The organism is Vibrio splendidus 12E03, assembly GCF_000272105.2.
Classification (GTDB): Bacteria; Pseudomonadota; Gammaproteobacteria; order Enterobacterales; family Vibrionaceae; genus Vibrio; species Vibrio splendidus_I.
This window is the reverse complement of sequence record NZ_AJZD02000062.1, coordinates 66,309-92,655: the sequence shown is the minus strand read 5'-3', so window position 1 is coordinate 92,655 and position 26,347 is coordinate 66,309. Positions and strand designations below refer to the sequence as shown.

At 44.6% G+C, this 26,347-nt stretch carries 20 protein-coding genes; 9 read left to right on the top strand and 11 right to left on the bottom strand.

Translation table 11 applies throughout. The features are described 5' to 3' along the window. Positions 1-131 precede the first annotated feature (131 nt). Positions 132-542, top strand: coding sequence for an H-NS family nucleoid-associated regulatory protein (locus A142_RS05860; RefSeq protein ID WP_017060262.1), 411 nt, complete (start codon positions 132-134; stop codon positions 540-542). Between the two features lie 188 nt (positions 543-730). On the opposite strand, the gene A142_RS05855 is transcribed toward A142_RS05860, so the two are convergent. Both A142_RS05855 and A142_RS05850 read right to left on the bottom strand, forming a co-directional pair. After that, positions 731-2,035 carry an inosine/guanosine kinase gene (locus A142_RS05855; protein WP_017060261.1) on the bottom strand — a complete coding sequence of 435 codons (1,305 nt, stop codon included), beginning with the start codon at positions 2,033-2,035 and terminating at the stop codon, positions 731-733. Between the two features lie 102 nt (positions 2,036-2,137). Then, positions 2,138-2,407 carry a hypothetical protein gene (locus tag A142_RS05850; RefSeq protein WP_010439986.1) on the bottom strand — a complete coding sequence of 90 codons (270 nt, stop codon included), beginning with the start codon at positions 2,405-2,407 and terminating at the stop codon, positions 2,138-2,140. Between the two features lie 204 nt (positions 2,408-2,611). Between A142_RS05850 and mnmA the strand changes: the two genes are divergently transcribed. From mnmA to purB, 3 genes are all read left to right on the top strand, one after another. Beyond that, positions 2,612-3,748, top strand: coding sequence for a tRNA 2-thiouridine(34) synthase MnmA (mnmA, locus tag A142_RS05845; RefSeq protein ID WP_017068076.1), 1,137 nt, complete (start codon positions 2,612-2,614; stop codon positions 3,746-3,748). 43 nt (positions 3,749-3,791) lie between these two features. Continuing rightward, complete coding sequence (gene hflD / locus A142_RS05840) at positions 3,792-4,409, top strand: high frequency lysogenization protein HflD (protein ID WP_019822494.1); 618 nt, start codon at positions 3,792-3,794, stop codon at positions 4,407-4,409. 143 nt (positions 4,410-4,552) lie between these two features. Then, on the top strand, positions 4,553-5,923 hold the full coding sequence (gene purB, locus A142_RS05835; RefSeq protein WP_019822492.1) for an adenylosuccinate lyase: 1,371 nt from the start codon (positions 4,553-4,555) through the stop codon (positions 5,921-5,923). Positions 5,924-6,178: 255 nt separating this feature from the next. On the opposite strand, the gene htpX is transcribed toward purB, so the two are convergent. Continuing rightward, complete coding sequence (htpX, locus tag A142_RS05830; RefSeq protein WP_019822489.1) at positions 6,179-7,042, bottom strand: protease HtpX; 864 nt, start codon at positions 7,040-7,042, stop codon at positions 6,179-6,181. Positions 7,043-7,319: 277 nt separating this feature from the next. Here htpX and A142_RS25065 point away from each other — a divergent pair, with 277 nt between their 5' ends. Then, positions 7,320-7,487: a hypothetical protein gene (locus tag A142_RS25065; protein WP_017060256.1), complete on the top strand. Its 168-nt coding sequence runs from the start codon at positions 7,320-7,322 to the stop codon at positions 7,485-7,487. A 114-nt stretch (positions 7,488-7,601) separates the two neighbouring features. On the opposite strand, the gene bioD is transcribed toward A142_RS25065, so the two are convergent. Genes bioD through bioB form a run of 4 tightly spaced genes read right to left on the bottom strand, consistent with a single transcriptional unit; the run spans position 7,602 to position 11,336 of the window. Continuing rightward, the gene (bioD, locus tag A142_RS05825) at positions 7,602-8,285 is read right to left on the bottom strand and encodes a dethiobiotin synthase (RefSeq protein ID WP_029405464.1); all 684 of its coding nucleotides are present in this window, start codon (positions 8,283-8,285) and stop codon (positions 7,602-7,604) included. Continuing rightward, positions 8,282-9,085: a malonyl-ACP O-methyltransferase BioC gene (bioC, locus tag A142_RS05820; RefSeq protein ID WP_019822483.1), complete on the bottom strand. Its 804-nt coding sequence runs from the start codon at positions 9,083-9,085 to the stop codon at positions 8,282-8,284. Before bioC ends, bioD begins: the two co-directional genes overlap by 4 nt. After that, a complete protein-coding gene (gene bioF / locus A142_RS05815) occupies positions 9,086-10,297 on the bottom strand; it encodes an 8-amino-7-oxononanoate synthase (protein ID WP_029405463.1) in 1,212 nt (403 codons plus the stop codon). After that, on the bottom strand, positions 10,284-11,336 hold the full coding sequence (bioB, locus tag A142_RS05810) for a biotin synthase BioB (RefSeq protein WP_016792500.1): 1,053 nt from the start codon (positions 11,334-11,336) through the stop codon (positions 10,284-10,286). The genes bioF and bioB overlap by 14 nt, the downstream gene beginning before the upstream one ends. A 159-nt stretch (positions 11,337-11,495) precedes the next feature. Here bioB and bioA point away from each other — a divergent pair, with 159 nt between their 5' ends. The 4 genes from bioA to A142_RS05790 all read left to right on the top strand — a co-directional run bounded on the left by bioA (position 11,496) and on the right by A142_RS05790 (position 19,385). After that, positions 11,496-12,779, top strand: coding sequence for an adenosylmethionine--8-amino-7-oxononanoate transaminase (bioA, locus tag A142_RS05805; protein WP_019822481.1), 1,284 nt, complete (start codon positions 11,496-11,498; stop codon positions 12,777-12,779). Between the two features lie 224 nt (positions 12,780-13,003). Next, positions 13,004-16,588: an ATP-binding protein gene (locus A142_RS05800; protein WP_019822480.1), complete on the top strand. Its 3,585-nt coding sequence runs from the start codon at positions 13,004-13,006 to the stop codon at positions 16,586-16,588. Then, entirely contained in the window at positions 16,585-17,736 is a 1,152-nt protein-coding gene (locus A142_RS05795; RefSeq protein ID WP_019822478.1) for an EAL domain-containing response regulator, read from the top strand. The genes A142_RS05800 and A142_RS05795 overlap by 4 nt, the downstream gene beginning before the upstream one ends. Positions 17,737-17,738: 2 nt before the next feature. Further along, positions 17,739-19,385, top strand: coding sequence for a response regulator (locus A142_RS05790; RefSeq protein ID WP_019822477.1), 1,647 nt, complete (start codon positions 17,739-17,741; stop codon positions 19,383-19,385). A gap of 127 nt (positions 19,386-19,512) precedes the next feature. On the opposite strand, the gene serS is transcribed toward A142_RS05790, so the two are convergent. The 4 genes from serS to A142_RS05770 form a co-directional block, all read right to left on the bottom strand. Further along, positions 19,513-20,820 (bottom strand): serine--tRNA ligase, encoded by a 1,308-nt coding sequence (serS, locus tag A142_RS05785; RefSeq protein ID WP_019822476.1) that lies wholly within the window; start codon positions 20,818-20,820, stop codon positions 19,513-19,515. 142 nt (positions 20,821-20,962) lie between these two features. Then, positions 20,963-22,318, bottom strand: a complete 1,356-nt coding sequence (locus A142_RS05780; RefSeq protein WP_019822475.1) for a replication-associated recombination protein A — start codon at positions 22,316-22,318, stop codon at positions 20,963-20,965. A 64-nt stretch (positions 22,319-22,382) separates the two neighbouring features. Then, complete coding sequence (gene lolA, locus A142_RS05775; RefSeq protein ID WP_017630264.1) at positions 22,383-22,979, bottom strand: outer membrane lipoprotein chaperone LolA; 597 nt, start codon at positions 22,977-22,979, stop codon at positions 22,383-22,385. A gap of 81 nt (positions 22,980-23,060) precedes the next feature. After that, a complete protein-coding gene (locus A142_RS05770) occupies positions 23,061-26,204 on the bottom strand; it encodes a DNA translocase FtsK (RefSeq protein WP_019822473.1) in 3,144 nt (1,047 codons plus the stop codon). Positions 26,205-26,347: the final 143 nt, after the last annotated feature.

Sequence of the window (26,347 nt, the reverse complement as noted above, 5' to 3'; positions counted from 1 at the left end):
CAGCTCTGAATTTTCAACTATTCATCTCACTTTTATATTTAAATATGTAATAGAAGAAATACTATTTGTTTTATTCCTAGGCTCTGTTTATTATTAGGAAGATTATTTAGTTTACCTTGATGGAAAATATCATGTCTGAATTAACAAAAACTCTATTAAATATCCGCAGCCTTCGTGCGTTCTCACGTGAATTAACTCTTGAGCAACTTGAAGAAGCGCTAGACAAGCTGACTATTGTTGTACAAGAGCGTCAAGAGTCAGAAGCTGAAGAACGTGCTGCTAAAGCAGAGCAAGAAGCTAAGCTTTCTGCTATTGCTGAACAAATTGCAAAAGACGGAATTGATGTTGCCGATCTTATTGCTGCACTTTCTGGTGAAGCAAAATCTAAAACAACAAAAGCTAAACGCGCTCCTCGCCCAGCGAAATACAAATACGTAGACGCAAACGGCGACGAGAAGACTTGGACAGGTCAAGGCCGTACGCCTTCAGCTATCCAAGAACAGCTAGATGCTGGTAAATCTCTAGAAGAGTTTGCTATCTAAACATTTAATTTACTTAGTGAGTAATCAATTACACGCTAAGCGATAGAATTAATATTTAAGTCGACCAAAGTATTATTTACGACTTCAATATATTCAGAAACAAAAAAGGCTCCTTTCGGAGCCTTTTTTATATTTGTACTATCAGTATTAGAAACCAACTGATAGTACTACTGATTAAAGAAAGTAACTTATCTTTCCCAGTACGCTTCTTCTAGGCTATCTTCTCTTTCAGGAAGGCCACGAGATAAACGTGGAGAGTGTTGAACCAACACTTCATAGCTAGCACGGTTAGAATATTTACAAACTTGTGAGAACGAAGAGTAAGTCAAGAATGAATGTTGATGTTTACTTGAGTTTGGCACGTTTTCTTTGTGGTACTTATTAGCAGCCATATCATGTAATAAAGCTGATAACGCAGCATCACCTGCACCATTGGTATTTTTGATCTTTTCTGGTCCCCCCATGTATGGCGCAATGTGCGAATACACTTTAGTTGGGTTTTCACATAAATCTTTATGCGCAGGACGGCTAAATTCAAAACGGTTGAATTCCGCAATTGAACCTGGAAGTAAAGGCAGTGACGTTTCACGCTTAGCTGCATCTTCTGTATAACCAGCCATAAATAGGCCAACAGGTCCCGCAGTACATAGAACAAGGTCTACCCAGTCTAGCGCTTTATCTGATGCAGCCAATGGATCGCTTTCACCCGTTAACGCTTCAGCTTCGTCTTCATTCATTGCAACAACCGTTACGTGTTGCTCAAGGAAATCTTTCCAGAATTCTGGATCATCTTGAATAACGAACTTAGTACCTAGTGTAAGAACGACTGGCACATCGTATTTCTTCGCGTATTCGATCGCTTTCATTGTTGCTTCAGGCATCGGGTCGCCTGGCTTACAACGAACTAAATAAGCCGTTAAAACTAAAGCAGAAGCACTTTTGAAGATTTTTTCAGGAATGCTTTCTGGTTTTAATTGGTTCATTTGTCCTTCGCTAATTGCGAAAGTACGTTCACCGTCTTCTGTAATTAATGCAAAGCAGCGACCAATTGCGCCATCTACCCCTTGTAAATGGTTCAGATCCATTCTGCTTGATGTATTACATAAATAGCGATAACCGTAACTACCAATCTTAATATCTTGGCTCATTACACCTAGCAGTGTTGAACGGTCATCCGCTAGCACTGAATAGTTGTGTAATGTGTTGCCAATTGTGCCACCAGCGTATTCATTGGTAATCAGGCACTGCTCTTTTAATTCTTGATATAAAGATTCAGCGGCTGCGTCACCAATAACCAGTGAATGTCCCTTGCTCAAACCATACTTCTCAATAAGTTCAGAACTCACCTTTGCTTCAATATCCACCAATGTTTGGTCAATACCGATAATATGAGTGCGTGACATTCTTTTACTGCTTTGAGCTTGGCTCACTAGAGGATCACGAGCGTGAACCGGAAAGTAGTGCTTTGATTTACGTTGTCCAGGGAATTTCATAGGGCTAGTCTAAGTCAAGGGGAAATAGGTGGCGGATTCTACCGCGCTATATTTAACGCGGCAATCTTTCAAACTATAGCAAACGTTTGCTGAAGGTTTTTTTTATTCGCCTTCCATAAAGCTTAAATCAGGCAGCATGCCCAAATGCTCTGCGTAACGTTTTTGATTAAACTCCGCGCCGTTTTTCATAACGTCAAATACTTCAATTGCCAGTGCACATGCCATAGCCGCAATTGCTTCTTCACGTGGAGTACCAGTCATCATTAAACGCATCAACGTCTCTTTCACTTTCACTGGTTCGCCATCTTCAAGCTGGTTCTCAATAATCTCAATCAGCTCTTCTTCTTGCATAAATTCGTTTTGTTCAGACATTTTTTTATCTCAGGTCTTGGATTTCGAGCGACTATGCCACATATACTTCTGACATCCTAGCGACTCACCTCGCTCTCATGCGATTCTCTAACAAAGTCAGCGCACTATTTGTGCAAATGAAACTGTGATTCCGGTCTCGGATCTGTCACGGCGTTTCTCTTTCTGTTAGAATCTGCGACCAAGTAATAGTAACGGTGTTTAGACATGTCAGATATCAGCTCTGGAAACAGCGAAAAGAAAGTAATTGTCGGTATGTCCGGCGGTGTAGATTCGTCAGTATCGGCGTATCTTCTTCAGCAACAAGGCTATCAGGTAGAAGGCCTTTTCATGAAAAACTGGGAAGAAGACGATAACGAAGAATACTGCACGGCAGCTGAAGATCTTGCTGATGCTCAAGCGGTATGTGACAAACTAGGTATCCACCTTCACACTATCAACTTTGCTGCAGAATACTGGGACAACGTATTCGAATACTTCCTTGAAGAGTACAAAGCAGGTCGTACACCTAACCCAGATATTCTTTGTAACAAAGAAATCAAATTCAAAGCATTCTTAGAGTTTGCGGATGAAGTGCTAGACGCAGACTACATTGCGATGGGTCACTACGTTCGTCGTACTTTCCCAACTCAAGAAGAGCTTGATGCTGGCGTAAAACCAGAAATGCTACGCGGTCTAGACAGCAACAAAGACCAAAGCTATTTCCTATACACGCTAAGCTCAGATCAAGTGGCACGCAGCCTATTCCCTGTCGGTGAATTAGAGAAGCCAGAAGTGCGACGTATTGCTGAAGAGCAAGACTTGATCACAGCAAAGAAGAAAGATTCAACAGGCATCTGCTTTATCGGTGAGCGCAAATTCACTGAGTTCCTAGGCAAGTACCTACCAGCACAACCGGGTAACATCGAAACACCAGAAGGCCAAGTGATTGGTCAACACCAAGGTTTGATGTACCACACGCTAGGTCAGCGTAAAGGTCTTCATATTGGCGGCACTAAAGGTGGTGGCGGTAACGAAGAACCATGGTTTGTTGGTGAAAAAGATCTGAAGCGTAATGTTCTGATCGCAGTACAAGGTAAAGATCACCCTCTTCTAAAATCAGAAGGTTTGATCGCTTCTCAGCTTCACTGGGTAAATCGCACACCAATTACTGAAGTTATGACATGCACGGTAAAAACACGTTACCGTCAAACCGATATTCCTTGTACAATCATCCCAATTGATGATGAGAACATTAAGGTTATTTTTGATGAACCACAGATTGCTGTGACCCCAGGTCAATCGGCAGTGTTCTACCTAGACGAAGTTTGTCTTGGTGGCGGTATCATCGAAAAGCGCATCTAATCAATCAAACGACAAACGATAGAAGACAACTAGGAGTTACTACGTGGCTAATACACTTTATGACCGTACTATTGCTTTCGCCGGAATTTGCCAAGCTGTGGCTTTGGTTCAACAAGTAGCGAAAGACGGCCATTGTGATAAAGATGCCTTCGAAGCTTCACTCAATGCTATTTTAAATACCAACCCGGCGAACACCGTGGGCGTATTTGGACGTGAAGCGAACCTAAAGCTTGGCCTTGAGTGCTTAGTAAAAGGTATCGATAGTACTCCAGCTGGTAGCGATATTACGCGCTACATTATCAGCTTGATGGCGCTTGAGCGTAAGCTATCTTCTCGTAACGACTCTATGTCTCAGCTTGGCGATCGCATTCAAACTGCAGAACGCCAAACTGAACATTTTGATCTGTTTGACGAGCAAATGATCAGCAACCTAGCGAGCATCTACCTTGATGTTGTGAGCCCTATTGGCCCACGTATTCAGGTTTCTGGTACGCCAGCGGTACTTCAACAGACATCGAGCCAGCACAAAGTTCGTGCACTCCTTCTGTCAGGGATTCGAAGCGCTGTTCTTTGGCGCCAGGTTGGTGGTAAACGCCGCCATCTTATCTTCGGTCGCAAGAAGATGATCGAGCAGGCTCAAATCCTACTAGCTCGAATGTAATTTATTAGCTCGCGCCTCGTCGCGAGCTTGTTTTTTGTATCAACACAACTCTCACGCAAACGATTGCGCAATGTGCGTGACAATTGAGATTGTTACTGGTATAAACCTCTCAAAATTTAGAAAACTCAATTCAGGAGAACACCATGGAACTGTCAGCATTGACTGCTGTTTCACCAGTAGACGGCCGTTACGGAAGTAAGACTATTGCATTACGCAGCATCTTTAGTGAGTTTGGACTACTAAAGTACCGCTCTATCGTTGAAATTCGTTGGTTACAAAAGCTTGCAGCAACTGATGCAATCAAAGAAGTACCAGCGTTCAGTGCAGAAGCTAACCAGTTTCTTGATGAACTAGCCGCTAACTTCAGCGAAGAAGATGCTCTGCGTATCAAAGAGATTGAGCGCACGACAAACCACGACGTTAAAGCGGTTGAATACTTCTTGAAAGAGAAAGTTGCTGGCGTTCCTGAGCTTCACGCAGTTAACGAATTCATTCACTTTGCATGTACTTCTGAAGACATCAACAACACATCTCACGCGCTTATGCTTAAAGAAGCTCGTGACACAGTGATTCTTCCAGAAATTCGTAACGTAATCGATGCTATCAAAGCGCTTGCGAACGAGTACCGTGATATTCCTCTTCTTTCTCGTACACACGGTCAGCCAGCTTCTCCTTCTACTATGGGTAAAGAGATGGCTAACGTTGCGTACCGTATGGAACGTCAATTCAAGCAAATCGAAAGCGTTGAGATCCTAGCGAAAATCAACGGTGCTGTAGGTAACTACAACGCTCACCTTTCTGCATACCCTGAAGTTGAATGGCACCAATTCAGCGAAGAGTTCATCACTGAATCTCTTGGCGTAACTTGGAACCCGTACACAACTCAAATCGAACCTCACGATTACATCGCTGAGCTATTCGACGCTGTTGCTCGTTTCAACACGATCCTTCTAGACTTCGACCGTGACGTTTGGGGCTACATCGCTCTTGGTCACTTCAAGCAGAAGACTATTGCTGGCGAAATCGGTTCTTCTACAATGCCGCATAAAGTTAACCCAATTGACTTCGAAAACTCTGAAGGCAACCTTGGTCTAGCTAACGCAGTATTTAGCCACCTTGCACAAAAACTTCCAGTTTCTCGCTGGCAACGTGACCTAACTGACTCTACGGTTCTTCGTAACCTAGGTGTTGGTGTTGGCTACGCTATCATTGCATACACTTCAACTCTGAAAGGTATTAGCAAGCTAGAAGTTAACCGTGAAGCGCTACTTGCTGAACTGGACAAGAACTGGGAAGTACTGGCTGAACCAGTACAAACAGTAATGCGTCGTTACGGTATCGAGAAGCCATACGAGAAGCTAAAAGAGCTAACTCGTGGTAAGCGTGTAGATGGCGAAGGCATGCGTGCATTCATCGACGGTCTTGAAATCCCTGCAGACGAGAAAGTTCGCCTGAAAGAGATGACACCAGCGAACTACATCGGCCAAGCAATCGAGCTGACTGACAAGCTGTAAGATTCGAACAAACGAATAAACAAAGGCTTCCCACGTGGAAGCCTTTTTGTTGCGTAGAACAAATGTTTCGAACAGTAGTCCCTAAGTAAAACAACAGTCGTTAATCAAACCTGAGTTCTCCAACTAGTCTCCCCCATTCAAAAACTCCAAACCACATAAGACAAACATCCTTAAATGCTAAGATCAAAAAAGGCCTCCCGAAGGAAGCCTTTAGCATAGATACTGCCGCTTAACGACAGCAGCTTGTATTAGAAATTACATGTTACGTAGAGAAGCAATACGCTTATCTAGCGGCGGGTGGCTCATTAGAAGCTCAGTTAGAGACTTCTTACCGTTGATACCAAACGCCATCATAGAACCTTCTAGTTGTGGCTCGTGGCTCACCTTTAGACGCTCTAGCGCTGCAATCATCTTATCTTTACCTACCAAGTGCGCGGCACCTGCATCAGCATGGAACTCACGATGACGGCTGTACCACATAGTAATGAAGCTCGCTAGGAAACCAAATACCAGTTCCAGCACCATAGACACACCGAAGTACACCATCATGTTGCTGCCACCCTCTTCTTCGTTGTCATTCGACGCAACAATGTTGGCGATGAAACGAGATAGGAAGATAACGAACGTGTTCACAACACCTTGCATTAGGGTCATGGTCACCATGTCACCATTCGCGATGTGGCTAACTTCGTGAGCTAATACCGCTTCAGCTTCGTCACGCGTCATACTGTGCAGAAGACCCGTTGATACTGCGACCAATGAATCATCACGCTTAGCACCCGTCGCGAATGCGTTGATGTCTGGCGAGTCGTAGATCGCTACTGTTGGCATACCAATACCAACTTGTTGAGATTGACGGCTTACCGTCTCCATCAACCAATGTTCTGTCTCGTTACGTGGGCTTTCAATGACCATGCCGCCTACCGAGCGTAGTGCCATTTTCTTCGACATCATTAATGAAATGAATGAGCCGCCAAAACCAAATACCGCAGCCATCACCAATAAGCCTGAGAGGCTACCGGGTTGCATACCTGTAACTGCGTATACAATATTAAGAACAACACTTAGTACCAATACAACCGCTAGGTTAGTTGCAAGGAACAACATTACTCGCTTCATTACTTATCTCCGCATGAAAGCTGTTTTTATAAAACTTATTGTTATAGACAAGGCAGACAGCAATAGATTCCAACCTTGAAGACTTATACTTACTTATACATATAGTCTTAGATTAAGAAAACAAGGTTAAGCATTAAATTGCAACATTTGATTACGAGACCATATCCGAATTAAATCCACTCTATTAGACCTAAGTCGTATGGTGTCGATATAACAATCCGTTTACAGTAACTTCAGATGATTTATTGGCTAGTCCGTGTACAAAAAGGAAAGGATCATGGTTGAAGGTACTAACACTCAAATGGCTATCGATTTACTGTGCTGTCACCTAGGGATTACTGAAGAAGAAGCGAAAAAGCAGGTTGGAATCCTAACACCGCAAACGGCACAGACAAAAATCACAGAAACTCAGCAAGCTTTAATGGGACTGACTAAAGAACATTAATTCTAAGCTTGTTTATTAAAAGACCGATTGTTTATCAACTCAAGGTCTAAAGGCTTAAAATAGCAAAAGGGCTGCAATCGCAGCCCTTTTCTTATTTAGTACATAACGTGGTAATTAAAGCGCAAGCAAAGGCTGCACATCAATGTACTTACCAATATTCTTAGACTTCGCTTTTGGTACGTAAGGGATTTCACCTAACTTTGGCGCACCTAGCTTATCTTCAAGCATCGCAATAATATCTGCGTAGTGCTCAGTACCTGGATTGATACGGTTTGCGACCCAACCTACTAGGTTTAGGCCATCAGCACGAATCGCTTCTGCCGTTAATAGAGCGTGGCTCAAACAACCAAGTTTAATACCCACAGTCAGTACCACTGGCAGCTGCTCTTTTTTAACCCAGCTAGAAAGATATTCATCGTCTGAAACCGGGACTCGCCAACCACCAGCACCTTCAACTAATACGATGTCAGAGTTTTGCTTATGTTCTTCCAGCTTTGCAGATAATACGGCTTCATCAATCACCACACCATCATGCTTAGCAGCGATGTGAGGCGATGATGGTAGCAACAACGCGTATGGATTGACGTCTTCGTAAGCAATATCTTGCGTCGCCGCTTCTTGAAGATGCAGTGCATCACTATTACGTAGTCCTTCAGGGGATTTTTCACTCCCTGCAGCAACTGGCTTGTAACCAATTGTTGATAAATCTTGTGCGGCCAAAGCTTGAAGAATCGCTTTTGAAACCACAGTTTTTCCCACTTCGGTATCCGTACCTGCAATGAATAATGCATCAATCATAATTGAATAACCCCTAAACAAACTTGATATGTTGCTGGTAAGAAACCTTGATGGTTCTTAAACTCTCGATATTCCCGTTCAACAAGCTGCAACATGCGACGACTTGTTAAACCTTGTGAGCGACCACTTACGTGATTAGCGCCGATACCTTTAAGGTCGCGCATCAGTTCAAACGCAGTGTCGTACCAAACGGTGATGGTGGGCAAGTCTAGTTGATGAACGGTACAGCTAGATTGCGCTAACGCAATTTTTACCTGATTGATTGTAATAAAATGGTTAACGTGTTGATGTGCGTCAATTTTGGACCACGACTTTTTCAGTTCAAACAGTGACCCATCAAGCAAAGTTGAGAAAAGAACACGCCCACCAGCAGCTGTAACACGCTTCATCTCTCTCAAAGGTGACGATAAGTCGTCACACCATTGTAACGCAAGGCTAGAGAAAACGATGTCAAAACACCCATCTTCAAACGGTAATTGTTCAGCATCGGCTTGTTGATATAAAGAGACAGATGCACCACAACGCTTCTCTGCTGTTGCTAACATTCCAACAGAAAGATCAGCGCAAACCACTTCGGCGCCTCGTTTTACAAGTTGTTCTGAGAAATAGCCAGTACCACAACCTAGATCCAACACCTTAAAGCCTGACAGATCGCTGGGTAATTTATCCAGCAGTCGGTGGCCAACATCTCTTTGAAATTCAGCGTGTTTGTCATAGGTTGTTGCTGCTTTACCAAAGGCCTCGGCAATCGCACTCTTATCTTGGCCAACGTAATTATGCACTACTGCTTCTTGTGACATTTACTGAGCCTCTTTATTTGGTTCAAAGCTTGGATGGATACCCAATTTAATGCCTGAGTCGATGTTTCGCTCCATTGCTTGAAGCAGCGAATTAGTTAACTGAAAAACCTGTTTCTGACTGTGGTTCGCCGTTAAGGTAATACGCAAACGAGCAGTCCCAATTGGCACCGTTGGTGGCCTTATTGCCGTTACCCAAACTTGGTTGCGCTTTAACTCTTCAGCAATAGATAGTGCAGCTTGGGCTTCGCCGATTACAAATGGCTTGATCGGCGTCTGAGTATCAATAAAACCTTTCACACCATTCATCTGCTCTGCATAGAGAGCGCCTAACTCCGTGAGTTTCTCACGACGCCACTCTTGCGTTTGAATCATCTTGCATGCATGAGACAAAGCCACCGCTTGTGAAGGTGGCATCGCCGTCGAGTACACATGATGACGAGCAAACTGAGTTAAGTAATCACCCACTTCTGACGAACAAAGAATCGCAGCGCCAGACAGGCCAAATGCTTTACCAAAAGTGACGACTAGAATATCGGGCGTTATTTGCGCCACGTTGCAGCTCCCTGCCCCTTGCTCACCTAGCACTCCGATACCATGAGCATCATCAACCGCCAACCAACTGTCGAATTGATGAGTCAGGTTAGATATCTGACTGAGAGGCGCTTGGTCGCCGTCCATGCTGAACACACCTTCAGTCACAACCAAGGATTGTGGTGATCGGCTTAATAGCGACTCTAGATGCTGCGTGTCGTTATGCTTAAAGCGTTTCATGGTTGCAGGAGAAAGCATCCCCGCTTCCATCAAAGAGGCGTGATTAAGCTTGTCTTGCAGCAGAGTGTCGTCTTTTTCGAGCAGAGAAAATAACAAGGCTTGGTTCGCACTGAAACCAGAACTAAACAGAATGGCACGTTCAAAGCCCAACCATTCACACAGCTGAGCTTCTAAATTTCGATGAGCAGGACTAAAACCCGTGACCAATGGCGATGCAGCACTGCCAGCACCATAAAGGGAAAGCCCAGCTTGCCACGCCTCCACCAACTCAGGATCGTTTGCAAAGCCTAAATAGTCATTACTCGAAAAGTTAATGAAGTCAGAACCTTCACTATTAAGCAAAGGGCTATTGCTGTTTTCGAGTACCTTGAGTTGACGAGTTAAACCTTGCTCACGGCGATGAGCAAGGGCACTTTTGATACGAGATTTAAACAGTGGCATCGTAGAACATGTCATCTTTCGTTGGACGAGCAGCAACGCGCTCCACCACTTGATCTAACAGTTCGTTTTCTTGAATTTCATCTGGCTTCTGGGCCACTTGTTGGCTGTTGATGCCTAACTTCTTAAACAGCTGCATGTCCGTATCTTCATCTGGGTTTGGCGTAGTCAGTAGCTTACAGCCGTAGAAGATAGAGTTTGCACCAGCCATGAAGCACATCGCCTGCATCTGTTCATTCATATTCTCGCGACCTGCAGACAGACGAACCGCAGACATTGGCATCATGATACGAGCAATCGCAATCAACTTAATGAAGTCAAAAGATTCAACATCATCGACGTTTTCCATCGGTGTGCCTTTCACTTTCACGAGCATGTTGATTGGCACACTCTCAGGGTGTACCGGAAGGTTCGCTAGCTCTACCAGCAGGCCTGCACGGTCATTGGTACTTTCGCCCATACCAATAATGCCACCAGAACAGATCTTCATACCGGCATCACGCACGTGAGATAGCGTATCTAAACGATCTTGGTAAGTACGAGTGGTGATGATGCTGCCGTAGAACTCAGGAGACGTATCAAGGTTGTGGTTGTAGTAATCCAAACCTGCATCCGCTAACTCGCCAGCTTGATCGGGGGTTAACATGCCTAGTGTCATACAAGTTTCTAGGCCCATGCCTTTCACACCTTTGATCATATCAGTCAGGTGAGGCATATCGCGTTCTTTCGGGTTTTTCCATGCCGCGCCCATACAGAAACGAGTCGAGCCTGCGTTCTTGGCTTTTTGCGCCGCATCCAAAACACGCTCTACTTCCATTAGGCGTTCTTTGTCGACATCCGTTCGGTAGTGAGCACTTTGAGGGCAGTACTTACAGTCTTCAGGACAAGCACCGGTCTTAATCGATAGAAGCGTACTCACCTGCACGTGGTTGTGCTCTTGGTACTGTCTATGAACCACTTGAGCTTCAAACATTAAATCCATAAACGGTTTTTCAAGCAGCGCTGTTACTTCAGCGACTGTCCAGTCATGACGAACTTCCACGTGTCGATCCTTTTTTATTATTTGATGTTTCATCTCTATCAATAGAGATTGCATTTATGCTTGGCTAGTCTACCGACAAGCTTTAGACTGTCAACACATTGATAATATCAAAAGTTTACATATGATTACTTTTTAATCATGCCAAGAATGGAAGTTACTATGGATCTCGCCTTTGATCGCCAGCATATCTGGCATCCCTACACATCAACGTTAACACCTCTGACCTGCTATCCAGTCACCAACGCAGACGGTGTTTACCTAGAATTAGAAGGCGGAAAACGAATTATTGATGGTATGTCATCTTGGTGGTCAACCATCCACGGTTACAATCACCCTGAGTTAAATGCCGCCGCTCACAGTCAAATCGATAAGGTTTCACACGTTATGTTTGGTGGTATCACCCACCAGCCCGCTATCGATCTATGTAAGAAGCTTTTGAATCTCGCGCCCAGTAATCTTGAGCATGTTTTTTTGGCTGACTCAGGTTCAGTAGCCGTAGAGGTTAGTCTCAAGATGGCGCTGCAATACTGGCACGCGAAAGGACAACCTCGTTCAAAGTTCCTCACACTAAGAGATGGTTACCACGGGGATACCTTTGCGGCGATGTCAGTGACCGACCCTGACAACTCGATGCACAGCCTCTACAAAGGCTTTTTACCGGAACATATTTTCGCTGATTCGCCAAAAACAGGCTTTTGGGATGAGTGGAACTCAAGTGACATCGATAGTTTTCGAGAAAAGCTGGCAGCACACCATCAAGAAGTCGCAGCGGTGATCTTAGAGCCTATCGTTCAAGGGGCTGGCGGCATGCGCATCTACCACCCTGAGTTCCTAAAACAAGTTCGCTTGCTGTGTGATGAATTCAACGTATTGCTGATCTTGGATGAGATTGCGACCGGATTTGGCCGCACAGGGAAACTGTTCGCTTGTGAGCATGCCGATGTTCAACCGGACATATTATGCGTAGGCAAAGCTTTAACTGGTGGCTATATGACATTGTCAGCGACGCTTGCGAGTAAGGAAGTCGCCGACACGGTATGTGGCGGTGAAGCAGGCTGCTTTATGCATGGGCCAACCTTTATGGGCAACCCATTGGCTTGCGCAGTCGGTGCGGCAAGTTTATCCATCATCGAGCAAGGCCATTGGAAAAATCAGACTCAACAGATTGAACAGCTCTTTTCTGAGTTGTTACCACCGTTGCGAGAGCATGATCTTGTTAAAGACGTTCGTTGGTTGGGCGCTATTGGCGTCGTTGAAACTCACACACCCGTCGATATGGAAACCATTCAAGCTCACTTTGTTGAACAAGGTGTTTGGATACGCCCATTTGGCAAGTTGATCTATATGATGCCTCCTTTCATTAACAAACCTGAACATATTGAGCAGCTTGTTGCAGCCATTGATAAGGCACTTAATCGTCCTGATTGTTTCAAAGAGACCTAATTTTTTTAAATAGATCTTAATGTGTTCAATAGAAAAATTACCGATTCAGCCTGCGAAAAACAGGCTGAATTATTAAAATTAAGTCTCTGTTTAAGAAGGGATTTATTAAAAAGATAATCACAATTATTATTTACCCTCTCGACAAAAATAAATTCAAAAATTGTATTAGCGGCTGAATAAAATGTCGTCATAGAATGCGGGACTTTTCATCGCTCGCTAACTTTATGAAGACCCTGTTTCTCTTATTAATCGCTCTAACTTCACTCTCTTTTTCCAGCACAGCTGAAGAAACCACATTAAGTGCAGCCCAGCATAGCTATATCCAAAACAAACAGAAGCTAGTCATTGCGAAACCTATGTACCTGTTTAATCAAGTTTGGGAAGACCTTGTCGTCAATCGCAATCAAGACAAGTGCGATAGCGTCCAAGGTATGCTTAGGGATTACTTGAATATAGAAGTGGAAGTAAAAGAGTACTTCTCTTCCAGAGCCTTATTATCTGCGATTGCTAGCGGTGAAGCTGACTTAACCATTGGCTTTGCGGAAACACGCAGAAGAGCTGAACAATTTGAGTTTTCAGACAGCTTATATGACATTCAAAATGTGTATTGGTACAGAGATGATGTCGCCAAGAATACGCCGCACGACCAACTAAAATGGGTATGCATTAAAAGTTCACTGTTCTGCCAACTGCTCAATCAACAGGGGGTGTCTGACCCTATGGTTGTGAACAGCACTTATGAACTGTTACCTGCGATAGCGAATGGTTTTGCCGATGCGACGATTTTAGATCTGACATCAGTACAAAGTTACTACTCAGTCATGACCCCGGGCGAATGGCAAGGTGCACTCTCGTTCAGCCAAGATCTGCCAAAGTTTCCCGTTCAGATCATGATGAACCAGAATGACAGCGTGATGCACAGCATCATCGAAAAATTCATTCTCGACAAAGAAAATGACATTGCCAATTTGTCTTCAGAACAGTTCTATCATTTTTACGATGATCTCGTGAACCAGATAATCCAAAGCCAATATGGCAAACGCCCTATTCGCTTTACTGTGACGGAAGGAATCTACCCATATTCATATTTTGATCCTACTACTCAAGAGGCTGTGGGGTTTATTCATGATGCAATAAAGCTGATTTCGAGAAAACTCGGATTGAAATTTGAATATGTGCCACCAGAAGGCAAAAACATCATCGATATGCTCGAGAATGGTGAGGTTGAGTTTTTACCAGGCTTCGATGTGGAGAACGTAGATTCTACTCAGTTTATTGCCAGTAAACCCTTCATGACATTCGAATGGGCGTTGATTGAAACTAACCGCGAGTCTGTAAATAAAAAGACCGCGATTTTGGATAGAACGGGCTACTTCATTCCAAAGTCGAGTTTAGAAGATCATTTAGCTGACGCTGTAATTTACAAAGACATGGACTCAATCATTACTGCGATGAGCAACGGTCAGATTACGCATGCCTATATCCCAAAGAGTATCGCTAACCTATACATTTTTAATGGTTACGATGCGCTGTTTAACATAGTTCCGCAAACAGCCGAAGTTTCACTGCAACGAAAAATGGGCGTCATTTTAAATCCGAGTTCGTCGTTCTTACAAAGCATGATCGACTCAGCTATTTCAGTCACAACGCAAAATGAAATTGATCTTCTGACAATGAAGCATCACAACATCGTTGCTCAATACGGATTCAGTGAAGAGCGAATCGTGGCGTATACCTTAGCAATATCCGGGGTGATATTCGCTTTGATCACGTTTGGTTTAATGAAGACTCGTCGACTTTCTCTATCGCTGTCGCGTGCTCAACAGTCTGAACAGCGTAGTTATGATCAGATCCAATGGCTAACCACCTTACTAGATAACTTACCTAGCCTGATTGCGATTCACGATAAAAGCGGCCAGTTAGTTCTTTCCAACAGTGCTTTTGATAAGCAAATGGCCCACTGTTTTACACAGCAACACGATGAAAACCCAGAATTTTGTTGGCTTAGAGATAACGATGAAAAAACAGGGAACAAATTAGGCGTTTGGAGCACCATCAAGTGTGACTGCAGTGGCGGCGAACAGCACTTTCGTGTGATTCGTCAGTGTTTGGCCAACGCACCAGAGAAAGACCCTTACGTAATCACGGTACTTGATGACCTGACAAGGTGGGAAAAACAACAGCGTGAACTTGAGGTATCTAACAAGAAAGCGCAAGAAGCGATCAAAGCTCGAGATCTATTCTTAGCCATCGTCAGTCATGAATTACGTACACCTATCGCGGCCATGATTGGTCTGATGGAGCTGCTCAGTACCAAGATAGAAAACAAAGATGACATGGAGCTTATTAGCAATGCTCAGTTGTCAGCTGAACGTTTGAAACTGCTGGTCAGTGACATTCTCGACATATCCAAAATGGAGGCTAATCAACTTCATTTAGAGTCGAAGATAAGCAATATCTATGACGAGTTGTGCCCGATATTTAGGACATTTGAGAGCAATGCTCGACTCAACAATCTTAACTTTAAATTAGATTGGAAAGTCGACTCAATATCCAGAGCAAGCTTGGATTGGCTGAGAGTCACTCAGATCCTTAATAACCTCTTGAACAATGCGATTAAGTTCACCGAGAACGGCTTTGTGTTAGTTACGGTAAAAACATCGAGCGAACAGCTACAGCTTTCGATTACGGATACAGGCTGCGGTATGTCTGACCAACAAATAGCGCGTGCGTTTCAACCTTTCGCACAAGGTGATCGCAGTATTAGTCGACGCTACGGCGGCACAGGTCTTGGGATTACGGTGGTCCAACGCCTAGTCAACATGATGGACGGTGACCTAAAAATTGAAAGCAAGTTGGGGCTAGGCACTAAGGTTTCGGTGAGCTTACCAATTAAAGGAACAGCGAGCCCAGTTAAAGTGGTTACACCGATGCACTCTGAAGACAGAGAGATCTTAGCGTGGTTTAAAGCTTGGAAAGTTGAGAATCAAATGAATGATTACAGTCAGGCTATTGAGCGCTCGACACAGTGGCAGAACCTGTATCCAGACCTACTGCTCAGCGATATTACGGCTCAAGGCAAAAGCGTGACTCATGCTCCGGCGTCTGAGTACCACTTTACCGGAACCGTGCTTATCGCCGATGACGACCCAATCAACCGCTTGTTGTTTGCAAAACAGCTTAAGCGCTTTGGGTTAAAGACGGTCATCGTTAAAGACGGCCAAGAAGCGATGGAAGAATTAGAAAATAGCGAAACACTGGTGGATATCATCATCACCGATTGCCATATGCCGAACATGGATGGCTATCAATTGACTGAGAAAATTCGTTCACTCGACAAGCTGAAACACTTGCCAATTATTGGCTGCACAGCCGAAGACTCGAAGCTGGTTATTGAAAAAGCTGAACACGTGGGTATGGATCAAGTGATCTACAAGCCTTATTCGTTTGAAGAGCTCGCATGTGCGATTGAGGAATTACTGCCCCAACAAGCGGTAGAAACGATCCAAGCAGACCAATCATGGGCACAGAATTACAGCCCAGAAGAACAGCTTCAAATGGCGACTGTTATTTTGGATTCGTTCAGCTCAGACAAAGCGATGTTGCTAGAGCCTGATCCAAACATCAAAGCGATAGCACACAGAATCAAAGGATCGGCAAGCCTACTCGGCTTAGATTCTCTCAATCATGCAGCAAAGGATTGTGAGAAAAATGCAGAAGACTTTATGTATTGTCACAAGTTAATTGAAGAGCTGGACTTGGCGATAGCCTCAGCTCAAGCGGTTATAAACAGGTTAGATTCACTATGAAAATTCTCATCGTTGAGGATTCATTGTTACAAGCAACACAAATTCAGATCCTACTTAAACGCTACAGCGTGGATGAGGTTTATACCGCTTACAACGGCGAAGATGCGATAGAGCTATGCAAACAACATCGCTTTGATATTGCGTTCTGTGACCTTCAATTGCCACAGATTGATGGTGTGTCGTTACTGGCTTCTTCGGAAGCTCAAGGATCAATACAAACTGTCGTCATCTTGAGTGCGATGGCTGATGCTGCGTTGGATTCAACCAAAAGCATGTGCAAACTCATTGGCTATAACGAAGTCGAAGCGATACCGAAGCCGGTCGATGAAACGCATATCCAGCGTTTGCTGTCGTCGTATAAACGCATACAAACCGCTAAGTCTATTCTGCCGACCGAAGTTAAGTTGGATGAACAGCAGACCATTGAAGCCTTTGAAAATGAATGGTTCACCAATGCTTATCAGACGCAACATGACGTTGAACAATCGACATTGGTAGGTGTTGAGGTACTTGCTCGGATCATGCATCCAGAATTAGGGTTGCTCACACCTTTCCATTTCATGGATACATTGCGTCAACTTGGGCTGATGGATCGACTTTTCTTCACTGTGCTTGAACTGGCTCTGAAAGACATCTCGTCGATGCGTAAGCCGATCCATTTTGCGATCAATATTGAGCAGTCAACATTAAAGCTTGAGATTGCCGACCAAGTCGCAAGTTTATGTGACAAGTATAAAATTGATCCGTCACTGCTGACACTAGAAATTACGGAGCACGAAACGATCCTACTGGATGCGCATTGCTATAAGAACATCGCAAAACTCAGCATGTTGGGCGTTGGATTATCGGTTGATGATTTCGGGACGGGTTATGCGTCTTTGTCTCAGTTGTCGAGCTTGCCATTTACTGAGCTAAAAGTAGACCGCAGTTTTGTAAACAACATTAGCGAAAACAAAAAGAATCAGATTCTAACGAAAGCTTGCATCAATTTGGCAGAAAACCTTGGCCTTTCTTGTATTGTCGAAGGTGTAGAACAGCAGCAAGACCTTGAATACTTAAAAACAATTGGCATGACCAAATATCAAGGTTTTATTACTTCAAAGCCTGCAAGCTTTTCGGAATTAACGTCAGTAAATAATTTAAAATAAACATGAAATTAACTCAATTAAATGCACTTATCGTTGATGACTCAGCGATAGTGTTATCAACTATTCGCAATATGCTGGTTCATATTGGCTTTTCAGAGCGTTTGATTTCAATTGCTAAGTCACCTCGTATCGCAATGGCTCTCACCAGCGACACCACCTTTGATGTGATCATTTGCGATTATAACTTTGGCAACACCATCAACGGCAAACAGCTATTTGAAGAGTTGAAGCAATCCAAAAGATTAAAAGACGACGGGATATTTATCCTAGTAACAGGCGAGAATTCGGCTTTGTCGATCCGCCCTATCTTAGAGCTTCGGCCAGATAACTACCTATTAAAGCCGTTCAACCGCGAAACGTTGAAGCAACGTATTACCAGCTCTCTGAAAAAGAAGCTGGTTTTGCAGAATATCTACAAGGCTGAAAGAGAGAACAACTACCAAGCGGGTTTAGAGTTCTGCGAAGAGTTAGTCGCATTCCATCCAGAATATTTTGCGACGATTCAGCAGTTCCGTGGAAGCTTTCTATCAAAGCTTGAACTCTACGACGAAGCTAAGCGTGTTTATGAAAAAGCGCTTGATGAAGGCAGTTTCGATTGGGCTCAAGCTGGGCTAGCGAACAGCCTTGCGAACTTAGGTCAGCTTAATGAAGCACAACGTATGATCGAAAGCTTGATTGATTCAGCGCCCACCAGCACTTTGTATCGAGACCAAGCCGCTCAGGTCAATCTGATCAGCAACAAGATTCCTGCGGCGATTGCACACTTTAAATTAGCAAGTGAACTCACCCCTGGAAATTCAGAGAGAGAGTTAGCAATCGCGAATCTATGCTTGTCGGTGAATGACTCGAGAACTGCGCTACTTCACTATCAAAACTACGTGCAGATCAACAGAGACACCTTCCGTGACAACTTGTACATGAAGTTGAATCATATTCGATTCTTGCTCTATTGCGCGTCGGATGGCATTGATAAGCAAACGAATTTGGATCAGGTCAATTACCTGATTTCTAAGATCCCTACCGAGGCAAGATCTGGACTTCAAACCGACTTGGCATTGATAGCAGCTCACATCGCGATGGAATCCAAGCAGTATCAAAAGGCAGTGACAATTTTGACCGCACTTCACGACAAGAATGACTTCAACGCATTTCCTGTGATTTACCACCATGCATGGTTGTTGGACAGAATGAGTTGTGAGAACGAATTTAAAGTCGCTGAGAATCGCTGCGGCATGTTGATCATCAAGACAGCAAACGAAACCGTTGTGTCGAGCCAGATGACGATGTGTGCTGAGATGAAAAATCGCAACACAGAAAAAATGACATGGCTTAAAGAAAAAAACGTCAGTATTAAGCAAGGCCAATCAGATTATAAATTGGTGCTCGTGGCTTACTTAGATATTCACAAGCGTTGCCCGATGATCAAAAACGTTTGTATGAACATCGTTAAACTGCTTTCTGTAATTTGGCCAGATTCAATGGGAGCTAAGCAAGTGCTTACTATCATCAAGCAATGTGATGAAGTGATCACCCAGCTTTATACCATTGATGAGCTGACAAAAAACAACTATCAAAACTACTACCGAAAGGCGCTTCTAGCGTGTAAGCAAGCAGATACTGCTGCTAACGCCAGCTTCTCTTTTATGTAACGGTTCTTTGAATTGGCTTCTCTAAATAACTGTCGCATACAAAAAATAACGCACATAAAAAAAGGCTTTGCCATTACAGCAAAGCCTTTTAAATCATCTATTTCGCGCGAGACGCTAAATAATTAGATTAACCGATGTGCGTTACGCCGCCCATGTATGGCTGAAGTACTGCTGGGATAGCAATACGGCCGTCAGCTTCTTGGTTGTTCTCAAGAATAGCAACCATAGTACGACCTACAGCAAGACCAGAACCGTTTAGTGTGTGTACAAGTTCAGGTTTCTTCTCGCCTTTACGACGGAAACGAGCTTGCATACGACGCGCTTGGAAATCCCACATGTTTGAACAAGAAGAGATTTCACGGTAAGTCTCTTGTGCTGGAACCCATACTTCTAAGTCGTAAGTTTTCGCAGAGCCGAAGCCCATGTCGCCCGTACATAGAATCACTTTACGGTAAGGAAGCTCTAGAAGTTGAAGTACTTTCTCAGCGTGACCTGTTAGCTCTTCAAGAGCTGCCATAGAGTCTTCTGGTTTAGTGATTTGTACTAGTTCAACTTTGTCGAATTGGTGCATACGGATAAGACCACGAGTGTCACGACCGTAAGAACCTGCTTCAGAACGGAAACATGGTGTGTGAGCTGTCATCTTAAGTGGCAGTTCAGCTTCATCAGTAATCGTGTCACGAACCATGTTCGTTACCGGTACTTCTGCAGTAGGGATAAGCGATAGAGTCTTAAGAGGTACGTCACTTACTTGCTCAGTTAGCGGGCTTGTGTGGAACAAGTCTTCGCCGAACTTAGGAAGTTGACCAGTACCGTATAGGCTATCGTGGTTCACTAGGTACGGTACGTACATTTCTGTGTAGCCGTGCTCATCAGTGTGAAGATCCAGCATGAACTGAGCAATAGCACGGTGTAGACGTGCAAATTTGCCTTTCATCACGATGAAACGAGAGCCAGAGATTTTAACTGCGCTAGCAAAATCAAGACCGCCAGACATTTCGCCTAGATCAACGTGATCTTTAACTTCGAAGTCGTAAGTCTTAGGTTGGCCCCAACGAGAAACTTCTACGTTATCGTCTTCGTCTTTACCATCTGGCACTTCTGCGTCAGGAAGGTTAGGAATAGACATTGTGATCGTTTCTAGCTCAGATTGAAGGTCAGCCAATGCTACTTTAGCTTGGTCTAGCTCTGCGCCTAAGTTGCCTACTTCTGCAAGGATACGCTCAGCTTCTTCATGGTCGCCTTTTGCTTTCGCTTGACCAATGGACTTCGATCGAGAGTTACGTAACGCTTGCAGCTCTTCAGTTTTCATCTGAAGGGACTTACGTTTTTCTTCAAGTTCACGAATTGTCTCTACATCAAGGGCGAAGCCTCGACGTGCTAATTTTGCCGCTGTTTCATCCAGCTCAGCTCGAAGTAATTTAGAATCCAGCATTGCTAATCCTATGCTTTAGTTATTTGAATATTCAGTAGTTTGCTACTGAATCACTGCTAAACCCCTAAAACTGGTGCTATTTCGACCAATTTCTAACGATTTAATTGAATTTTTATGACTAGGTAACGATATCCAAAAAAGACTACTTTTCATAGCGTTTTTGTGGGCTTTTTGCGTCCAAATCCGCCAGATAATCTAGCTTCTCGCCAATTTTGGTCTCTAAGCCTCGTTTTGTTGGGAAATAGTATTGCTTCTCTCCCATTTCAGGAGGCAGATACTTTTCCCCAGCCGCGTAGGCTCCAGGTTCGTCATGAGCATAACGGTATTCTTGCCCGTAGCCCATGTCCTTCATCAAAGTTGTGGGTGCATTCCGTAAATGATGAGGGACTTCATATTCAGGCAGATTGTGCGCGTCTGTTAACGCTTGCTTCCAAGCTGTATAAACGGCGTTACTCTTTGGTGCACACGCGAGATAAACAACCGCCTGTGCAATCGCACGCTCCCCTTCAGCAGGGCCAATACGTGTAAAACAATCCCAAGCCGACATCGCGACTTGCATTGCGCGAGGGTCAGCATTGCCAATATCTTCAGAAGCAATCGCCAGCAAGCGTCTAACGATATACAGAGGATCGCAACCTGCCGCAATCATGCGTGCCGACCAATATAAAGCCGCATCAGGGTTTGAACCACGAATTGACTTATGAACTGCAGATATTAGGTCATACCAAATATCGCCTTTATTATCAAAACGAGCGACTTTCTCACCGGCCACTTCAGCCAACAGCTGCAAGGTTATCGATTTCTCACCCTTATCGTTGTCTTCTGCCATGTCGTACAGCAGTTCAAGATAGTTGAGCGACATACGCGCATCACCGTTCACCAACTCAGCCAGACGGTCTAAGACGTTATCAGCGAAGTCAGCAGACACATCACCCAATCCACGCCGTTTATCTTCTATCGCTTGGCGAATAACAAGGGAGATATCGTCAGTATTGAGAGAAGTCAGTTTGTAGACACGCGCACGTGACAACAAAGCGTTGTTCAATTCAAAAGAAGGGTTTTCTGTCGTCGCACCAATAAAGGTCACGGTACCATCTTCGATATGAGGCAGAAAAGCATCCTGCTGACTTTTGTTAAAGCGATGGACTTCGTCCACAAACAGGATGGTTCTGCGCCCTGCTCGCTTGTTCTCACGCGCTTTTTCAATCGCAATACGAATGTCTTTTACGCCCGAAGTTACCGCCGATACGCGTTCAACTTCTGCATTCGCATAGTTTGCTGCTACTTCGGCTAACGTCGTTTTACCGGTGCCCGGAGGCCCCCACAAAATCATCGAGTGGATATGACCCGCTTCCAATGCTCTGCGAAGTGGTTTACCTGGGCCTAATATATGCTGCTGACCGATATACTGTTCGACAGTTTCCGGTCTCATACGAGCAGCAAGGGGACGAAAATCTTCGTCCCCCGCAAAATCTAAGCTGTAATTACTCAATTGCAATCTCTTGATTCGTTGATGGCATTAATGCCTATCGACGTACTACCAAACGATCTGCTTCTTTAGATCAGTTTCTTTGGTCGTCGACCTCGACACCTTCCGGTGCCACAAAAGTAAAGCGGTCTGCTGATGGCTTACCTAAATCAACGTTACTGAAAGTAAACTCACCTTTCTGGCCATCTTGTTCAATCACGTTAAAGCCCTGAACAATGCCCTTTTCGGTGATGTTAATCTGGAAATCACCTTGGTTAGAGTCCACTGCCGTTGGCGTTAGCGTAAATTGGTTACCCGTTTGCGCGACGTTGTAGTTATCCCAATCGCTTTCTTGGTTGCGAGTCAGTAGAACGAAAGGCGTTTGCGATGTCGCTTGTTCTTGCCAGTAAATGCTCACTTGCTCAATGAACGGGCTGTAGTACCACAAACTCTGACCATCAGATACCAATAGATTTTCATCAGGGAAAGTGGTTTCCCAACGGAATAAGCTAGGACGTGCAATCTCAACTGTGCCCTCACCTTCCATCACCACATCACCATCAGGGCTGGTCACGACTTGTTTAAAGTCAGCACTAAAACCTGCGTTCAATGCCAAGCGGCTACTCAGCTCTTCTTTCGGAGAAGCAAACACTGAGAAGCTCATAAATAAAAGTGCGAATACTTTTTTCATCAATAATCCTGTTAAAACATAAGTCGGTCATATTCTCGATTTGACCGACTTAATGGGCATAAGTTCATAGGGCGTGTAGACCTAATCTTTTGGTGGCGCTGGCGCTAAGACTTCTCGGTTACCGTTATGGCCCGGAGCACTTACGATACCTTGCGCTTCAAGCTGCTCTACAATACGCGCTGCACGGTTGTAGCCGATCTTGAATCGACGCTGTACACCAGAAACCGAACCACGACGTGAATGAACAACGTGTTCTACTACTTGATCAAACAGAGGATCAACCTCTTCATCGCCTTCCATCTTCTCACCCGGAAGTAAGGTTTCAGGGGTTTGTTCACCGTTGGTGATTTCATCAATATAGTTTGGCTTACCACGCGCCTTCCAGTTGTTCACCACCGCGTGTACATCATCATCCGATGCAAATGCACCGTGAACACGAATGGTATGGCTAGAACCCGGCGGTAAGTAAAGCATATCACCCATACCAAGTAGCGATTCAGCGCCACCTTGGTCAAGAATGGTTCGTGAGTCGGTTTTAGTTGATACGGTAAAGGCAACACGCGTTGGGATGTTAGCTTTAATCAAACCAGTGATAACATCCACCGACGGACGTTGAGTCGCAAGAATCAAGTGAACACCCGCTGCACGTGCTTTTTGTGCCAAACGTGCAATCAGCTCTTCAACCTTCTTACCTACCACCATGATTAGGTCGGCAAATTCATCGACGATAACTACGATGTAAGGCAGTTTCTCTAGCAATGGCGCTTCTGGGTCCATGCTATCACCCGGCTTCCATAATGGATCATGGATTGGGTGACCCGCATCAGCAGCCATCTTAAGCTTATCGTTGTAGCCTTTAATATTACGAACACCTAACGCCGACATGAGCTTATAACGACGTTCCATTTCGCCTACACACCAACGAAGGGCATTCGACGCATCTTTCATGTCAGTAACGACTTCAGATAGCAGGTGAGGAATACCCTCATAAACTGATAGCTCAAGCATTTTCGGGTCAATCATGATGAAGCGAACATCTTCTGGAGATGCTTTATATAGCATACTCAAGATCATCACGTTCACACCTACAGACTTACCTGAACCAGTCGTACCTGCAACGAGAACGTGAGGCATTTTCGATAGGTCAGCAATCACGGCTTCACCTGCGATGTCTTGTCCTAGAACCACTGTCGTTGGTGATTTCGCTTCTTGGAACTGAGTGCTACCTACCACATCAGAGAAGAATACCGTTTGACGACTCATGTTAGGCAGTTCTAAGCCCACATAAGGTTTACCTGGAATAACTTCAACCACACGTACTGCTAATGCAGAGAGCGAACGAGCCAAGTCCATAGAAAGGCCCGAAATACGGCTCACTTTCACGCCTGGAGCCAGATCAAGTTCGAATCGAGTGATTACTGGACCTGGGAAAATATCAACCACATCAGCTTTGATCTTATAGTCCGCTAGCTTAGATTCAACAAGGCGAGCAATCGCTTCTAGTGCGTCACGGTCGATGAAGGTTTCACGCTTTTCAGGGTGGAACAACAGCTCAAGCGTTGGTAGAGGCTCTGCAGGCTTTGGCAAGTTAACATCTTGCTGAACCAAGAACGGGTTCTGTGCCGCCGCCATATTCGCTTGCGCTTCAGAGACAATACTTTGGAATGCTTCTACGTCCTTATCTTGGTTCAGAGGCTCATCTTCTGTCACCTCTTCCCAAGGAAGATCAATCGCTGGCTCTAGGCTTTGTTCTGTTGGCTGTGATGGCTCTGAATCTTCTTCTTGGTAAGAGAAAGGTTCAAATGGCTCATCAGCTTGCTCGGTGTCAGTCTGTTGAACTGCTGGAGCGAAAACCTGTTCGTCACTCTGCTCTTCCGTTGCATCAAACGGTGAAGCTTGTGCAGAGAAATCTTCTTGTAGCGTCTCTTCTGGCTCCCCCATTGGTGAAGCGTACAGAGATTCAGGCTGAACCTCTTCAGCATCAAATTCACTCGTTACTTCTGGCGAGCTATTGATTTCTAGTTCTGCACTTTCAAGAACTGTATCTGTAGGAGTGACGTCTTGTTGCTCATTCTGCATGTATTGCTGATACGCGACCTGAGATTCATGCGCGTCAACCTGTTCTTGCTCTGCAAGGTCATCTTCATACATAGCGGCGTTTTCTAACTGCTCGATAGTGGCATTAAGCTGCTTAGAACGCTCAACACCTTCTTCTAAAGGCTCTTCTGGTGCTTGGTAAACCGGCGCTACAGGGATCGGCTCAGGTTCAACTTGAGCTTGACGCTGAATCTGAGGCTCTTCTTGAGCTGAAGCTTCTTGCTTCGCCGGTGCCTCAACGGGCATGTGAATATTGTAATGACGCTTCGGTGTCGCAGCACTCTCTTGCGCACTTGCAGCCGCATCTGAAGAATCATTAGTTGCAGAGAAGCTCAATGCAGGATCAAGCGGATCTTGCTCTGTTGAGTGTTTATTGTCTTCTATAGCAGGAACGTCGCGGTAAGTTGGCTCTTGGTGACGTTCTTCAATTAAATCGCGATCTGCTGACTCTCTTAGTTGAGGCTCAAGCAACTCTTGGTCTTGGCCGCGAGCCTTGTTTACAACAGACGTGAACAGCTTGATTGCACGTTCACCTAACCATTCCACAATGTTCAACCAAGAAATACCAGTTAATAGAGTAAAACCAGCACCCCACAAGAAAAGAAGAACCAGCGTACTACCAAGAACATTCAACGTCGGAAGTGCAAGGCTTGTTAAGACGTCACCCACTACGCCACCTGATGAAAAATACCAGATGTCGTCAAAGTTGATATCCGCTAGACCACAACTAGTAAGGATTAGGATAGTCAGGCCGAGTAAGCGAGTGCCCCACAGCATGAAGTCGATCTGCTCGTCTTCATTACGTTTGCGGAATAATACCCACGCAGCAACCGTCACTAAGATAGGCAAAGGGTAAGCCAGAGAACCAAAGACAAAGAACAGCGTATCCGCTAACCATGCACCTAGGTAACCACCGGCATTCTGAATGTCACCACCCCACGCCGTTTGCGACCATGATGGGTCTGCAGGACTAAAAGTTAATAACGCAACGGCAAGTAGAATAGAGAAGAGAACACCCAAAATCAGGCTGCACTCTTTAAGACGTTGAGAACCATTCAAACGAGGAGACTGAGGCTCTTCACTCGTTTTAATGATTGTTTCTACTTTATTACTGCTCTGCTTGAACATAAACCAACTTAATAATTAAACGGGATAAAAACATAGCGAGCGGCACGCGCCGCTCGTTTCAATGAAACTACTGTTGATTTAACCATATCAAACCGAAAAACCCAATTCCAGAAAGCAAGAAAGCGGAACAAAAGTCCGCTTTC